14 protein-coding genes are annotated in these 15,791 nt (G+C 35.4%); 3 read left to right on the top strand and 11 right to left on the bottom strand.

Annotation, left to right across the window (positions count from 1 at the left end; all coding sequences use genetic code 11):
- Positions 1–192 precede the first annotated feature (192 nt).
- The 5 genes from SPD45_RS10105 to SPD45_RS10085 form a co-directional block, all read right to left on the bottom strand.
- Positions 193–1,227: a DUF418 domain-containing protein gene (locus SPD45_RS10105; RefSeq protein WP_336267615.1), complete on the bottom strand. Its 1,035-nt coding sequence runs from the start codon at positions 1,225–1,227 to the stop codon at positions 193–195.
- 357 nt (positions 1,228–1,584) lie between these two features.
- Positions 1,585–2,379, bottom strand: a complete 795-nt coding sequence (locus tag SPD45_RS10100; RefSeq protein WP_336267614.1) for an ABC transporter ATP-binding protein — start codon at positions 2,377–2,379, stop codon at positions 1,585–1,587.
- Position 2,380: 1 nt separating this feature from the next.
- On the bottom strand, positions 2,381–3,358 hold the full coding sequence (locus SPD45_RS10095; protein WP_336267612.1) for an ABC transporter permease: 978 nt from the start codon (positions 3,356–3,358) through the stop codon (positions 2,381–2,383).
- 203 nt (positions 3,359–3,561) lie between these two features.
- Entirely contained in the window at positions 3,562–4,596 is a 1,035-nt protein-coding gene (locus tag SPD45_RS10090) for an ABC transporter substrate-binding protein (RefSeq protein ID WP_336267611.1), read from the bottom strand.
- 204 nt (positions 4,597–4,800) lie between these two features.
- Entirely contained in the window at positions 4,801–6,546 is a 1,746-nt protein-coding gene (locus tag SPD45_RS10085; RefSeq protein ID WP_336267610.1) for a methyl-accepting chemotaxis protein, read from the bottom strand.
- A 247-nt stretch (positions 6,547–6,793) separates the two neighbouring features.
- On the opposite strand from SPD45_RS10085, the gene SPD45_RS10080 reads away from it, so the two are divergent.
- Positions 6,794–7,936 carry an MFS transporter gene (locus tag SPD45_RS10080; RefSeq protein WP_336267609.1) on the top strand — a complete coding sequence of 381 codons (1,143 nt, stop codon included), beginning with the start codon at positions 6,794–6,796 and terminating at the stop codon, positions 7,934–7,936.
- A gap of 88 nt (positions 7,937–8,024) precedes the next feature.
- Here the strand turns inward: SPD45_RS10080 and SPD45_RS10075 are convergent, their stop codons facing one another.
- From SPD45_RS10075 to metA, 6 genes are all read right to left on the bottom strand, one after another.
- The gene (locus tag SPD45_RS10075; RefSeq protein ID WP_336267608.1) at positions 8,025–8,495 is read right to left on the bottom strand and encodes a hypothetical protein; all 471 of its coding nucleotides are present in this window, start codon (positions 8,493–8,495) and stop codon (positions 8,025–8,027) included.
- A gap of 124 nt (positions 8,496–8,619) precedes the next feature.
- The gene (locus SPD45_RS10070; protein WP_336267607.1) at positions 8,620–9,231 is read right to left on the bottom strand and encodes a flavin reductase family protein; all 612 of its coding nucleotides are present in this window, start codon (positions 9,229–9,231) and stop codon (positions 8,620–8,622) included.
- A 72-nt stretch (positions 9,232–9,303) separates the two neighbouring features.
- Positions 9,304–9,903: an NAD(P)H:quinone oxidoreductase gene (gene wrbA, locus SPD45_RS10065; RefSeq protein ID WP_336267606.1), complete on the bottom strand. Its 600-nt coding sequence runs from the start codon at positions 9,901–9,903 to the stop codon at positions 9,304–9,306.
- Between the two features lie 67 nt (positions 9,904–9,970).
- Positions 9,971–10,414: a MarR family winged helix-turn-helix transcriptional regulator gene (locus SPD45_RS10060; protein ID WP_442962013.1), complete on the bottom strand. Its 444-nt coding sequence runs from the start codon at positions 10,412–10,414 to the stop codon at positions 9,971–9,973.
- A gap of 211 nt (positions 10,415–10,625) precedes the next feature.
- Positions 10,626–11,057, bottom strand: a complete 432-nt coding sequence (locus SPD45_RS10055) for a ferritin-like domain-containing protein (RefSeq protein ID WP_336267604.1) — start codon at positions 11,055–11,057, stop codon at positions 10,626–10,628.
- Between the two features lie 75 nt (positions 11,058–11,132).
- Entirely contained in the window at positions 11,133–12,047 is a 915-nt protein-coding gene (gene metA, locus SPD45_RS10050) for a homoserine O-acetyltransferase MetA (protein ID WP_336267603.1), read from the bottom strand.
- A gap of 195 nt (positions 12,048–12,242) precedes the next feature.
- Between metA and SPD45_RS10045 the strand changes: the two genes are divergently transcribed.
- Both SPD45_RS10045 and SPD45_RS10040 read left to right on the top strand, forming a co-directional pair.
- Positions 12,243–12,812, top strand: a complete 570-nt coding sequence (locus SPD45_RS10045) for a TetR/AcrR family transcriptional regulator (protein ID WP_336267621.1) — start codon at positions 12,243–12,245, stop codon at positions 12,810–12,812.
- A 125-nt stretch (positions 12,813–12,937) separates the two neighbouring features.
- Positions 12,938–15,508 carry a YhgE/Pip domain-containing protein gene (locus SPD45_RS10040; protein ID WP_336267602.1) on the top strand — a complete coding sequence of 857 codons (2,571 nt, stop codon included), beginning with the start codon at positions 12,938–12,940 and terminating at the stop codon, positions 15,506–15,508.
- Positions 15,509–15,791 lie beyond the last annotated feature (283 nt).

The following is a 15,791-nucleotide window of genomic DNA, read 5'->3' as shown; positions in this document are numbered from 1 at the left end:
TTTTAATATTAGCCTTCTTAACTATTTTATATATTTAAATATTCTGAATTGTTTTATATTATAACATAAATTTTTTAAAGTTAAATGACATGCTCGTTTTTTATGATCTAGAAAAATTTATTTTGGGGAGATATTTTCAAAAACGTTAAAAAAGCACTGTATTACACAGTACTTTTATTAAATCTTTACACCCTATTTTTTAATGGACAATATTTCCCCATATGTTCCACATCTCCACAACCATTCTAATGGCCCGTATTTGAAATGCTTTAACCAGAAGGCTGAAAAAGTGATTTGTAAAAACACAATAATCGCGCAGGAGATTGTCGTATAACTATAAGAAACGATAGAATCTTTTACGATAAATTGTAGGACGAGTAATAACATTACAGTTTGCCCAAGGTAGTTTGTAAATGCCATTCGTCCATATGCATACAACGGCGTTAATAATTTTCCAATGAACGGCTCGACGATGACGAGTGAGCTAACATAAAATAACGTAAAAATAGGTGCTAACATGAGTGCAATTTCAGTAAATGCAAAAAATGCACGATTCATGTCAATTTGAAGCTCAGTAAGTTCAAAACTATCCATATATGATGTCATCCCTAATGATGGTGCTTGCATCCATAAATATACTGTAGCGATGATTGTTGCAACAAATGATACAACGAGAACAAACGACCACGACTTTCTGTAGGACATCGTTTTTTCAAATACATGATATTGGCCAAATGCTAGTCCTAATAACATGAACGGAAGAGGTAATAACAATTTGGCACTACATATACTTCCGACGATTATTCCAATAATTCCTAAGACAAGGTTCCACTGTTTTGGAAGTTTAAAAAATGGCAATAAAATAATACCTATAATAGCATAAAACAACAACGCTTCCCCAGGTTGAAATAGCTGATGAATAAACCCGATAACGAATAAAATTGCCATTCGCCTAATAAAAATCAATTGATAATTTGTATGCTTCGCCTTCGCTCTTGATAAAAACAAATAAATGCCAACACCGAATAAAAATGAAAAGATAGCAAAAAAGCGTCCTTCTACAAATACGAATAAAAACCGTTGTACGATAATATCTGTATGTTCTCCAGATAAATTTACATTGTCACTCCAAAGCCCTAAGACATTTACAAAAGGCAAGCCTAATAAAGCAAAACCTCTTATTAAATCAATCAAATGTATTCTCTGTTTATTTACTGTTGGTTGCACTAACAAAACTCCTTCAATTATCCAAAATATATGTATATTATACAACGACCAAATCTACTGAAATATCGATTTTCCTTACAGATTTATGTTCAAACATTACTTTATTGTAAGGTATATGAGATTAAAATTGAAAGGAATTTTTACATATTTCTATCCAAAGAAAAAGTTTTGGACGAAATAAGCATGTAAGCATGACAGACGAATAGGATTGATAATGATATTTTAAAAAAATATACGCCCCGCCTCCCTTACATAACAGAAAGCAGTGCCATAGTAATGATAGGAAGTGCAGTACATTATCTATTCATATTCGTGTGGTAACTCTTTTACTCATTTATATCCAAAACTTTTTCATTTTTATCCTAACACCGTTTGATCACTTACTAATGCTCGCCCACGAATACGCTGGAATTCTTCTAATAATCCTTCAATCGTCAGATTATCCTTCTCCTCTCCACGCGCATCTAATATAATTTGTCCAGCATCCATCATAAATAAGCGTGTGCCCATATCTAATGCTTGTTGCATATTATGGGTCACCATTAATGTCGTTAAGTTAAATTTTTCAACAATTTCAGATGTTAAGCTCGTTATTAACTCCGCACGAGCTGGGTCTAATGCTGCTGTATGTTCGTCTAATAGCAAAATGTCTGGTTCTGTGAAAGTCGCCATCAATAAAGATAACGCTTGTCGTTCCCCACCTGATAACAAGCCAACTTTTGCGTTTAATCGATCTTCTAACCCTAAATTTAATGTTTCTAAATGGCTTTGAAAATATTCTTTCCGCGCTTTTGTTACGCCTAATTTTAAACGACGCTTTTTATTTCGTGAATAAGCAATCGCTAAGTTCTCCTCAATGGTCATATCTGGTGCCGTTCCCGCCATCGGATCTTGGAATACACGTCCAATATAACGAGAGCGTTTGTATTCGGGTAAATTACCAACATCTTGACCATTAATTACGACTCTTCCAATATCTGAAAACAGACTTCCAGATATAATGTTCATTAAAGTAGATTTCCCTGCACCATTTCCACCGATAACGGTAACAAATTCTCCACGGTCTAATAATAAATTAATATTTTTCAATGCCTTTTTTTCATCTGGAGTTCCTTCATTAAATGTAATGGAAACATGTTGTAACTGTAACATTTTACACATCCTCCATTTCTATCAACGCTTGTTTAGCTTGACGACGTTTCTTTTCTCTTCTAGCTTGCAACATTTTCGGGGCAATTAATGCTAAAATAACGAGTAATGCTGTAATTAATTTCATATCTCCTGTTTCTAAAAAGTCTACTCTTAATGCTAAAGTGACAACGATTCGATAAATAATCGCGCCTAATAGAACAGCTAATGTCGCACGAAAAATCGTTTTCGTTCCAAAAATTGCCTCCCCAATAATAACCGAAGCAAGTCCAATAATAATCATTCCAATTCCCATTCCAACATCCGCAAATCCACCATGTTGTGCAATTAGGGCTCCGGATAGGGCGACAAGTCCATTCGAAATACCAATCCCTAAAATAATAAGTGTATCTGTATTCGCTGAAAAACTGCGAATCATTTTTTGGTTATTACCTGTTGCTCTTAATGCAAGCCCAACTTCTGTTTTTAAGAAGTAATCTGCTAATAATTTTATAATAATGACGAGTATAGACATCACGATGAGAATGCCCCATGTTGATGGAAATTTGTCTAATCTAGTTAAAGCTAACATATTATTTAATAAAGGATCTAATCCTGTTTTTTCCCAAATTGAAACAATTTGTGATTTAATCGTCGCTTCATTTAATAGCGAAATTTGTGGCGATCCCATAATTCTTAAATTAATTGAATATAATGCGATCATCATTAATATTCCTGATAAAAGCGCATTTATTTTCCCTTTCGTATGTAGGATTCCTGTAATACAACCTGCTAAAAATCCTGCTAAAGTTCCAATTATCGTCGCGATAAATGGTGGAAATCCATTCATAATCGAAACAGCAGCCACCGCCGCTCCCGTTACAAAACTACCATCAACAGTCAAATCCGGAAAATCTAGCACACGGAAAGATAAATAGACACCTAATGCCATGATTGCATAAATAGCTCCTGACTCAACTGCACCGAATAATGATAAAAACATGCTACTTCCCCCCGTTTCGGCTTTCATGGTGCAAATAACAAATAAGTAAAAAAGACAAGGTTGGGACAGTAAACGATGCAATATGAAAGACGAATCAACTGTGAAAAGTCGTCGCTACTTATCGTTCATGTTGCATATCTAACGAATGTCCCAACCTTTTTCTTATCTAGTATATGATGCCGTTATATATTTTTTAAAATTGCTTATTCGATTATTTCTGCACTTTCATCCCAATCATCGTTCCACTCAACACCTTGTGATTCTGCTGCACTTTTATTAATATATAACTGAATTTCCGGTGGATATTCTACATCAATTTCGGCTGGTGTTTTTCCATCCTGTAAAATTTCTACAGCCATTTCTCCAGTACGGTATCCAATTGTAAAGTAATCAATACCAAATGTAACGAAACCACCTTTTTCTAATGAATCAGGTTCTCCAACGACTAAAGGAATTTGTTGTTCATTCGCTACTCCAACTACTGCATCTAAAGCAGATACTACCGTATTATCTGTTACGATATAAAATACATCTATATCACCAGCTAACGTCGTTGCCGCTTGCTGCACTTCAGATGAGTTCGCAACAGTTCTTTCAGCAAACGATAAGCTCGTTCCTTCTCCAGCTTCTTTTACCGCTTCAATTTGGGCAACAGAGTTCTTCTCTCCCGCATTATAAATTAAACCAACTTTTGCTCCTTCAAAATATTCATCGATGAACTTAACCGTTTCAGCAATTCCATCTGGGTGTAGGTCTACTACCCCTGTAATATTATCCCCAGGTTGATCCATCGCTTCCACTAATCCAGCATCGACTGCATCTGTAACAGATGTAAATAAAATAGGAATATCAGCTGTTGCATTCAAAGCTCCTAATGCACTTGGCGTAGAATTCGCAAAAATTAAATCCACATCATCTGCAACAAAGTTATCCGATATAGTCTTCACATTATTTTGGTCATTTTGTGCATTTTGATAATCATATGTAACATCTAAACTAGCATCTTCTAACGCCTTTTGAAAACCTTCATATGCAGCATCTAATGATGGGTGTTCCACAATTTGTGTTGCCCCAATTACGTAACTGTCTCCACCATTATTTGTAGCATCATTATTTCCATTATTACTATCATTTGCTCCATCATTTGCATTACCATTGCTTGCATTATTTCCTCCACATGCAGCTAATACAAATAAGCTAAGCACCACTACAAGTACTAACAGTAACCTCTTTTTCATCTTCGTTCCCCCTTAAACTCTCTTTTATCTTAATTGTTTACATTATACTTTGTGAACACGTTTGTTGCAAGTTGTTTACAGACTTTTCAGAATTATTAAGACATTTTTCACTATTTATGTAAATTTTTGTAAAAAACCTGAGATAAGTAATCAAAGTTTATACAAACAATCATTTTTTATCCCAGGTTTTCTCCATCTATATAATTATCTGTCTTCTTCTGCTTGAACAATATGTTCAATTTCGATTAATCGCTCAAGCACTTCGTTTGAAGCTGTTTCTAATTGGCTCAATGCATATTTAGCTTCATCGATATTGTTATTTTCATATGCTTGTAACGCTTGTTTTGCATATATATGTACTTCTTTATGTGGCTTCTCTAAGGCTTGGAATGAACGATCATTTCGTAAGTCAGCCGATTGCTCACTGTAATACCATTCTCCTAGGCGACAATTTTCATGTGATACTAACGAATCTTTTGAAATATTAGCTGAACCTAATAATAAGTTATAAATATTCCATTTCCATAATAAATGATCTGTCTTCGCTAGTTCAATAATATCTCTTTGACTATATATTAAATTCGTTTCTAAAAATGTTAGACGATAGTCATTCATTTTCACACTTAAGTCATAGACCACTTCTGCCGTGTCTTTTGCAAGTCCTTGCACTTGTTCACTTACTTCAAACATATTTGCATTACGTGCACTAATTTCAGCAACAGTAGAAGACTGTTCTTCACTCATTGCCGCAATTTGAGAAGTTTGTTCGTTAATAGTTTGCATCGTCGAAACAATATGACCTAACTCGTTTCCTGCTTGAACAGATCCTGACACACTTTGTTCTACACTTTCTCCTGTTTGCTGGATTCGTTCTGTCACTTGACGTGAAACTTGCTGCAATGTTTTCATGTTTTCTGTCACTTGCTCAATTTGGGCTTTCGTATGTTCTGATAGCTTGCGAACTTCTGTTGCTACGACCGCAAATCCTTTTCCATATTCACCAGCTCTTGCTGCTTCAATACTAGCGTTTAACGCTAATAAATTCGTCTGGTCAGCAATTTCTTTTATAACATGTATCACTTCATGGGTATGATCAATCTGTTTTTCTAAGTGATTTACATCCTCAATGACCGTATCATACACTTTCCCAACTTGCTTTATATCACGTAATGCACCATCGATAATTTCTCGGCTATTATTTGCACTTTGTACTGCCTCATCTGTCGTTTCCGCTACCGTTACAGCATGGTTTGCTACATCTTGAATAGACGCATTCATTTGTTCTGTCGCTGCTGTTACACTATGTGCTTCAGACATTTGTTCTTCCATACCTTCAATAAGTTGCTGTGTCGTATCGATGGAAGTAACATCGTTTAACATCCCCGAAATGCCGAATAAAAAATTCCGAAACGTAGATTCTGTATATACATCGACAATTAACTGTTTATCAAATGTCGCTAATTTTTGGACAGCTATAACAGTTCGGACCATTTTTTCCGGTTGGCGACTTAATTTCTCCATTAGAATCGCTGTCATGAACTGAATCATTAAATCATGTGCCATTATAAAATAGTTAGCCGTCAAATTAATATTACTATGTACAACTCCAATTTTTACTCGCGTCTCTACATACTCCGTGTTGACATCTGCTTGCAAAAATTGTTTTACATAGTTTTGCTGCGTTACTTTTAACCGTTCTACTGTTGAGTGATGACTAATAATCTTTTTTAAATGTGGGATTGCTGTAATACGTTCATAAAACTTATCTACAATTTCATTTACATAAGGTTCTAAATATACCGCTGCTTCCTGGACATCTTTTAATGTTGTCTCTGTAATCCCAAGGAATTTTAACCTCTCAGTCGGACGGTTGCCAACCGTAATATAATTACTGTGCAAGTCTTCTGTATACTCTGTCCAGTTTTTGGGCTTCTGTTGAAACAGTCTCATCCTAATACCTCCAAGTTTAGCCATTATTCCGTTCACTTTTCGTTCATTTCCATTATATTACAATAGTTTCATTATACATGAATCATACCATCTATTCTACTATATTTTTATAACAACATGATACAAAAGGCTTATTAATAAAACTGGGGGAAAATGGTAATTATTTCGTCTTTTTAAACTTCTAGCATTTATTAACGATTTTATGTAGAAATTAGGTATAATATATACTGGAAGGTAGGGATGCATTTTGAACAGAATTATGTACATTATTATTATCGTGGCATTTTTAGATACATTCATTCAATTACCAATTATTACACCTTATGCAATAGAATTAGATGCTTCTTATATATTGGCAGGGGCGATTGTGGCTGTTTATTCATTTACGAATATGATAGGTAATATCATTGGTGGACATTGGATTGACAAATTCGGAAGAAAAAAGATGTTATTTACAGGGATGGTTGCCGTATCTGTTGTGCTATTTTTATATCCACTTTCACAAAACGGTTGGCAATTATTTATTGCAAGATTCTTCCATGGATTAGCAGGCGGAGTTTTAATTCCAGCGGCTTTTGCCTATATTGGTGACCATAGTGGTGGAGAAAATCGCGGGAAGAAAATGGCATTTACTGGTGCAGGAATTGGGATCGCAGCGATTGTCGGCCCTGCTGTCGGAGGGGTGCTTGCAGCAAGAGCATCTATTGAAGCAGTATTTCTATTAGTAGCTGTTCTTTTCCTTATTACATCGCTTATCGTACTCTTTTTCGTAAAGGAATCATATGTAGCAACAGACCGTGGGAAGTTTAATTTCAAAGAATTTATCCCACTTATCAAACATCCTATGATTATTTTATCCTCTGTATCTGCTTTTGGTTTAATGATTAGTAACGGAACATTAGCTTTCGCTTTACCATTGAACGTAGAACTAATGAAACTTTCAACAGAGACGACCGGCATGTTATTAAGTACATTTGGCATTATGGCATTGATTGTCTTCTTAACTCCTTTAAATTTTATTTACGATAAATTTTCGCCCGTGCATTTAATTGCAACAGGATTAGGACTTATCGGTGTTGGAATGATCATTTTAAGTGTGATGGCAACATTTATGAGTAACTTTATTGCCATGGTCATTTATGGGTTAGGCTTTGCATTTATTTTCCCATCGATGAATAAAATTATTGCGGACGCTTCTACAAAAGTAGACCGTGGAAAAGCTTATGGGGTGTTCTACGCCTTTTTCTCTCTAGGGGTTGTTGCAGGTTCATCTGTATCTGGAGTGTTTGCTGAAACGGCTGGCTTACCATTTTTAGCATGTGCAATTATTATGTTTATCGTCATTGCGATAATTATAATTTTAAACAGAAAAGCAAAAGTAACCTTATAAATCAAAACCATCTGTGTGGTAGTGACCCCACAAGGTTAGAGTTTTATTTATGCAACTTCGGGCCGTATTCTTGCAACTTTGAGCCGTATTATTGCAACTTTGGGTCGTATTCTTGCAACTTCGAGTCGTATTCTTGCAACTTTGGGTCGTATTCTTGCAACTTCGGGCCGCATTCTTGCAACTTCGGGCCGCATTCTTGCAACTTCGGGTCGTATTCTTGCAACTTTGAGCCGTATTCTTGCAACTTTGGGTCGTATTCTTGCAACTTCGGGTCGCATTCTTGCAACTTCGGGTCGTATTCTTGCAACTTCGAGTCGTATTCTTGCAACTTTGGGTCGTATTCTTGCAACTTCGGGTCGCATTCTTGCAACTTCGGGTCGCATTCTTGCAACTTCGAGTCGCATTCTTGCAACTTCGAGTCGCATTCTTGCAACTTCGGGTCGTATTCTTGCAACTTCGGGTCGCATTCTTGCAACTTCAAGTCGTATTCTTGCAACTTCGAGTCGTATTCTTGCAACTTTGGGTCGTATTCTTGCAACTTCGAGTCGTATTCTTGCAACTTCGAACTTTATCATGATAGGAGCATATGCTAAAGGCTACCCGGAAACCCCGGCACAGCCAGTGGTTTTCAATGCATAAAAAGGTTTGGACATGCGTACTTTATAGGACGCATGTCCAAACTTTTAATCGGGCCTTTCAATCGTCATAATATCACCAATTGTGGCATAATCATTTCCTGCAAGCCTACTTACCGCACGTAATGGTTCGTACATAATCTTTCCATCATTATAAATCGACTCATCAATATGGAAACGAACAACTTCTCCAATAATGAAATCTGTTGCCGGTTTCCCTTCATTTTCAAAAGTTAATAGATCAAATAATTTACATTCAAAACGAATTTTTGCCTCTTTGATACCACGTGTTTGAATGAGATCACTATTAATTAATTGAAATCCTGCATGTGTAATTTCACTTTCTTGTCGCGGTAAATTTGCGGCTGTTTTATTTACCTTTTCCACATTGTCTTCATCAACGACATGGACAACAAATTCCTTTTCAGCTTGAATATGATATGCAGTGTCTTTCATTTCCCCGTTTTTACGCTGTACGGCCACAGAAATCATCGGTGGTGCAGATGAAACGATATTAAAAAAACTAAATGGAGCACCATTTACTTCATTTGTATAACGGTTTTCTGTCGTTACAAATGCAATCGGCCTCGGTGTGACACTACCAATAAGCAATTTATAATTTTCTCTTTCTGTTCGGTCTTTTGGATCAATCGAAATCATTGCTCACCCTCCTATAAAAAAAGGCTGAAGTAAAGACGACCTGCACGATACGTCTATACTTCAACCAAATCATTATTGTAATTTTGATGCTATTTCTACTGTACGTTTCGCTTGATATTTCACTGCCGCTTCCACGTCTTCCACCATATTACCTTCTCCATCAACCGTTACACTTACCCCATATGGGTTCCCACCTGATGTAAACATTGATGGATCAGCATATCCTGGTGCTGCAACAATTGCTCCCCAGTGGAACATGGAAGTGTATAACGATAAAATCGTCGCTTCTTGACCACCATGTGCGTTTCCAGCTGAAGCCATTGCACTAACCACTTTATTAACTGTTTTTCCAGTTGCCCATAATCCACCTTGAGTATCTAAAAATTGCTTCATTTGTGCTGCCATCGCTCCAAAACGTGTTGGAGTACTAAAGATTATAGCATCTGCCCACTCTATATCATCTGAAGTCACTTCTGGTACATCTTTCGTAGCCTCAACATGTGCCTTCCATTCAGTTTTTCCATCAATTACTGTTTGAGGTGCCAGTTCAGGTGTTTTCACAACACGTACGTCCGCACCCAATTCTTTTGCCCCTTCTTCTGCCCATTTGGCCATTTGATAGTTTGTACCAGTTTGGCTATAATAAACGATTGTTAATTTTGTTTGTGACATAAATAATTCAATCTCCCTTTATATTGTTTCATATTAATCGAATTAGAGATAAGTAGGCGAGGAAAAATTAGATTGTTTCTGCAAACAATCCAATTTTCTTTACTAAACGAATCGCTTCGGCTTTTTCATCATTGGATAATTCAGAAAAAATATGTGCCATCGCTTCTTCATGTAATGGAAAAATTTCTTCCATTAATGTTTTTCCTTTATCTGTTAGACGAGCATATGTGACACGACGATCTTTCGGACAGGCAACCCTTTCAATCAATTCTTTCTTTTCTAATTTATCAACGACATACGTAATACTACTACTTGCAAGTAATACTTTTTTACCGATAATTTGGATAGGTTGTTCCCCTTTGTGGAATAAAAATTCCAGAACACCAAATTCGGTTAAGTTTAAGTTGTATCTCTTTGCGTCTTTTGCTACAGCTTTCTCTACTGCTTCTATCGCTCGACTCAATACAACAAATAACTTTAAAGAAAGTTCCTTCGATTCTTTCATTTTCATCACTCCCTATTAATTACCTCGAATTCATATTAATTATATTAGAGGTATCAACGTACGTCAACTATTTCGCATGCTTTATTATAACTAAATATGATTAAAAATAAATAGATTTTTCCCTTTTATGTTGCACAATAAAAGAGCGGTAATGTTTATATATTTTTCATAAACATTACCACTCCCTTCAATTACACAAAAACATGTCCCACACGAATTACTCGTTAAAGCGCGGGTCCATTAGTAAACGTTCAACTTCTTCTTTATGACGTGTTTCATCTGCAATCATATCTTCTAACTGCACAACTAATTCTGTTAAACCTAATTCTTCCGCTTGTTTTTTACGTTGTTCATAACGAACGACAGTGTCTGACTCCGCTTGTAAAACGGCTTCTAATAAATCTTTTACCTCTGTTGGCTGTGGAACCTCTGCAGCTTTTGTTGTCGGTGTTCCACCTAATGATTTAATTTTTTCTGATAAGTATAATGCATGTCCTAATTCATCTGTAATTTCTTCTTCAAAAAATGGCTTTAATGCAGAACGATATAATCCAGATACAACGGATGCGCTATACGTATACTGAATCGCTGCTCCATACTCATGGGATAAGTCTAAGTTTAAACCTTCAATTAATTTTTCCATACTCATTTTTTCATCAACCTTTCCTCTTTATATTATATATTTACCCTATATGAAAAAGTTAAAACCGTAAAAATAAACTTTTTATTCGTTTACCCATGTAAAAGGTGTTTCTTGGTAAACATAATAGTTTAACCAGTTAGAAAAAAGTAAATGTGTATGTGCACGCCACGTATTTAATGGCTCCCTAGCAGAATCATTATTCGGGAAGTAATTTTCAGGCATATCGACAGCTAATCCTTTCGCAACATCTCGCTCATATTCATCACGTAAAGTTGTTGCATCATATTCTAAATGTCCTGTCACCATAATATGTTTACTATCTTTTGATTTAATTAAAAATAATCCTGCATCCTCTGACACGGCCAAAATTTGTAAATCTGGATGCTTTTCTATTTGTTCTATAGCATTTGCTGTATACCGAGAATGTGGTGCATTAAATACATCTTCAAACCCTTGTACTAATTTTACAGTCGGATCTAATACTTTATGTTGGAAAATACCTGAACATTTTTTCGGTAATTCATACTTATCAATGCCGTAATGATGATAAAGGGCAGCTTGAGCTCCCCAACATATATGGAATACGGATACGACATTTGTTTTCGTCCATTCCATAATGTCAACTAGTTCTTCCCAATAATTAACATCTTCAAATTGTAAATGTTCAATTGGTGCACCAGTAATAATCATCCCATCAAACCGTTTATCCTTTATATCTGTAAATGTGGAATAAAAAGTATCTAAATGAGATTTGCTTACATTTTTTGAAATATGTGTCGCTGTATGTAAAAATGTAATATTTACTTGTAACGGGGTGTTTCCTAATAAACGTAATAATTGTAATTCTGTTTTCTCTTTTTCTGGCATTAAATTTAAAATAACGATATTTAATGGTCGAATATCTTGTGTACGTGCACGATCCTCATCCATCACGAAAATTTTCTCTTGTTTTAGTCTTTTTCGCGCTGGTAAGCCTTCAGGTATATTTATTGGCACTGCAATCTCTCCCTTCCTATTAAAAAACATTATAACGCTTCCAACAATTAATTATCAATTATTTCTAATTTTCAAATAAGTATTATTTTCTCTCATGTATTGCATTTCACTTTTTCTTATGTTATATTACTTTATGTCACAAATGACTAATTCGTTCATTCGGTCAATTATATGTAAAAAAAGGAGTAGAGAGCAATCGATCGCCGAACACAAATTCTAGAAGCTGCTACAAAATCGTTCTCTTTATATGGGTATAAAGCGACAACGATGGATCAAGTTGCTAAATTAGCAAATGTCGGTAAAGGTACAATTTATAATTTCTTTAAAAACAAAGAGGAATTATTCGATCAAATTATTACGACATTAATTTCAGATATGGAGCATGAAGCTTCTTTAGTAATTAAATCGAATAAACCTTTCCAAGAAAATGTACATCATGCTATTTATAAAATGTTGGAATACCGCATGGAACACCAATTAACGATTAAACTTTTCCAAGAAGAAAGAGATATTGGAACACCGGTTGTGCAAGAAATGATGCGCAAAGTCGAACAGTCCATTCTTTGCTTTATTCAGGAAAAAATTGTTCGAGCAATTGAAAATGGCGCCATAAAAAAATGCGACCCAGAAATTACAGCATTCGTCTTATTAAAACTATATGTTGCACTAATTTTTGATTGGGAAAAACAAAGAGAACCACTTAACGAAGAGGAAATAGCGAATTTATTTGATTTGTATATTTTTAAAGGATTATCTCTTACATAAAATGAGGTGATCCATCATTTTGACATCAAATGACTATATGGTCGTTTCGGTCATTTATTTTTATAGCAAAATGACCGGATGGTTAATTCAGTCATTTATTATTAATTATTTAGGAGGGCTTGTGCGTGAAAGGAATTATAAATGAATTTGCACAACTTTTTAAGGAACATAAATTACTTATTGCGGTAGTTGCAGTAATTGCCGTACCAATATTGTATGCCGGTATGTTTTTATGGGCGTTTTGGGACCCATATGACCATTTAGATGATTTACCAATTGCTGTCGTCAATGAAGATGAAGGGGCAGTCGAAGATGGGGAAACTTTAGAACTTGGTAAGGAACTCATCGAAAATTTAGAAGATGATGGGACATTTAATTTCCACGTCGTCGATAAGGCGGAAGGACATCGTGGGTTAAATGATGAAGAATATTATATTTTAATTGAAATCCCAACAGATTTTTCTAAAAATGCAACAACATTAATGGACGATGAACCGAAAAAATTAAATATACGCTATATTCCGAACGAAAGTTATAACTTCCTCGCTTCCCAAATTGGAGAAACAGCTATGTTACAAATAAAAGAAGCTTTACAGGAAAAGGTTACGGAAACATATGCTGAAACAATCTTTGAAAAAATTGATGAAGTCGCTGAAGGTTTAGATGAAGCAAGTGATGCAACAGAAGAATTACATGAAGGTGCCGAAAAGTTACAAGATGGATCTACAACCATAATGGATAATTTACATGTGCTTGCTGAAAAAACGATCGAATTTACAGATGGGATGGAAACTGCAGCTGACGGTGGAGCAGAATTAGCAGATGGTACGAACACATTAAAAGATGGAATGAACCAACTAGGTGAAGGCTCCAATGCTTTATTTAGTGCCTCTAAAGAGGTGGAACAAGGAACTGCAGATCTCGCCGCTGGAGTGAAAACCGCTAAAGATGGGATTGGCCAATTAGATGCGAACATCCCTTCATTAATTAGTGGGACAGAGGAATTACAAGCAGGCGTAAATAAAATGCAAAAAGAATTACCGAAAGAAATAGCAAAAGAAATTAACACAAAATTAAATGCTAGTACAAAAGCAATGAATGAAGGATTAAAAGAACTCGAAAATGGCATTACATCTGGAATTAAAGATGGAGTAGGATCAATCGACTCACAAGCAATTAGTGACACAATCGCTGAAGGTGTGTTAGCGGAACTTGGTGGAAGTATCGAGACGATAGAAATCTCTCAAATGATTGCCAACGAGATGATCAATGCACAAACCGCTCAAGCAGATGCGATTGCAAAAATGTTAATAGAAAAAGATGTTGATGAAGATCTTGTTACTGATGTTATAACAATCATTAAGAACCAACCTCCTTCACCAGAAGAGGTCGTAAACAGTATTGATGAGCAAGTAAATGCTAGCATACAACAAAAAATGCCTTCCCAAGAAGAAATTGCGGAGAAAATCAAACCGAAAATTGATAGTAAAATGGCAGAATTAGATGTCATTGATGATTTAATTGCTGGTATTGAAGATGGTTTCACACAATACTCTACGGAAGTAAACAAAGGATTAACTGGTGCGACAAAAAATTTAGAAACAGAACTAAAAACAGCTGTCGATCCAGCGTTTAACGAACTTAAAGGTGGCGTAAAAGCAGTTAATGACGGTCAAAAGGCTTTAGCAGAAGGAGTCGGAGCATTATCTGAAGGTGCCTCTGAATTACAAGCTGGGTCCAACCAACTTGCTGCAGGACAAAATGAATACGTCAAAAACATGGGCGAATTCTCAAGCAAATTCGGTGAAGCCAATGATGGTGTTGCTGATTTAGTAGCTGGTACGAATACTTTACTTGGTGGATTACGTCAATTAGAAGATGGTTCTTTCCAATTAGCAGATGGAACAGAGCAACTTGCTGAAGGTTCAGATGAACTTGTCGATGGTATGGATGAACTTGTCGACGGAACAACTGAATTTAAAGATGAAATGAACGATGCAGCCAAAGAAGCAAATGACATCGACACAGATGAAAAAACGTATAATATGATGGCAACTCCTGTGGATGTAAAAAACAATAAAATCAATGAAGTACCAAATTATGGAACAGGGTTTGCTCCTTACTTCTTATCATTAGGATTATTTGTCGGAGCATTATTATTATCTATCGTATATCCATTACGTGAACCAGCATCTACCCCAAGAAATGGTTTCCATTGGTTCCTTACTAAATTCTCTGTATTAGCTATAGTCGGTGTGCTACAAGCATTAATTGCGAGTGGTATTTTATTAATCGGGTTAAAATTAGAAGTACAAAGCGTACCATTATTCTTATTATTCGCGATTATTACGAGCTTAACATTTATTACTTTAATTCAATTCTTTGTTACTTGTTTAGAAGATCCTGGTCGTTTCATTGCGATCATCATTTTAATTTTACAATTAACAACAAGCGCGGGAACATTCCCATTAGAATTAATTCCAAAAATGTTACAGCCAATTAACTTATTACTACCGATGACATACTCCGTAGCAGGGTTCAAAGCAGTTATTTCAAGTGGAGAATTCTCTGTTATGTGGCAAAATGCAGGAATTTTATTAGGCTTTACTGCATTATTTGTCGGATTAACTATTTCTTATTTCGTCGTTATGTTCAAACGTAAATATGAAACGAGACAAGAAAGTGATGTTGCTTAATTCATTATTAAGTTTAGAATAATAGTTAGAAAAGATATTCGAAATACGAACCATTTATTTTATACGAACACTTTAGAAATGTACTTGCACTTCTTACAAGGAAACAACGATGCCTATTTTAGGCTTTGTCCCCTAGAGAAGTGCTCGTACATTTCTTTTGTTTTATCGCGTACATTTTCGTATTTCAGCTTGAACTAAGTCAATTTTTATATAGTAATCTGTGTTAACACAATTCTTTTAATCTAATAAAAGCTCATCTGTTTTTGCACATTTCGTACAATCG

The sequence above is a fragment of the Pseudogracilibacillus sp. SO10305 genome, assembly GCF_037072005.1.
Taxonomy (GTDB): Bacteria; Bacillota; Bacilli; order Bacillales; family Amphibacillaceae; genus Pseudogracilibacillus; species Pseudogracilibacillus intestinigallinarum.
Note: the sequence above shows the minus strand (reverse complement) of the source record. Positions and strands in the feature narration are given on the sequence as shown.

Coding starts and splice junctions, on each gene's coding strand:
- SPD45_RS10060 (WP_442962013.1), bottom strand. CDS start 10,414: ATGAAAATGAAAGAATCGAAGGAACTTTCTTTAAAGTTATTTGTTGTA.
- SPD45_RS10070 (WP_336267607.1), bottom strand. CDS start 9,231: ATGATTTCGATTGATCCAAAAGACCGAACAGAAAGAGAAAATTATAAA.
- SPD45_RS10055 (WP_336267604.1), bottom strand. CDS start 11,057: ATGAGTATGGAAAAATTAATTGAAGGTTTAAACTTAGACTTATCCCAT.
- SPD45_RS10100 (WP_336267614.1), bottom strand. CDS start 2,379: ATGTTACAGTTACAACATGTTTCCATTACATTTAATGAAGGAACTCCA.
- SPD45_RS10085 (WP_336267610.1), bottom strand. CDS start 6,546: ATGAGACTGTTTCAACAGAAGCCCAAAAACTGGACAGAGTATACAGAA.
- SPD45_RS10090 (WP_336267611.1), bottom strand. CDS start 4,596: ATGAAAAAGAGGTTACTGTTAGTACTTGTAGTGGTGCTTAGCTTATTT.
- SPD45_RS10095 (WP_336267612.1), bottom strand. CDS start 3,358: ATGTTTTTATCATTATTCGGTGCAGTTGAGTCAGGAGCTATTTATGCA.
- wrbA (WP_336267606.1), bottom strand. CDS start 9,903: ATGTCACAAACAAAATTAACAATCGTTTATTATAGCCAAACTGGTACA.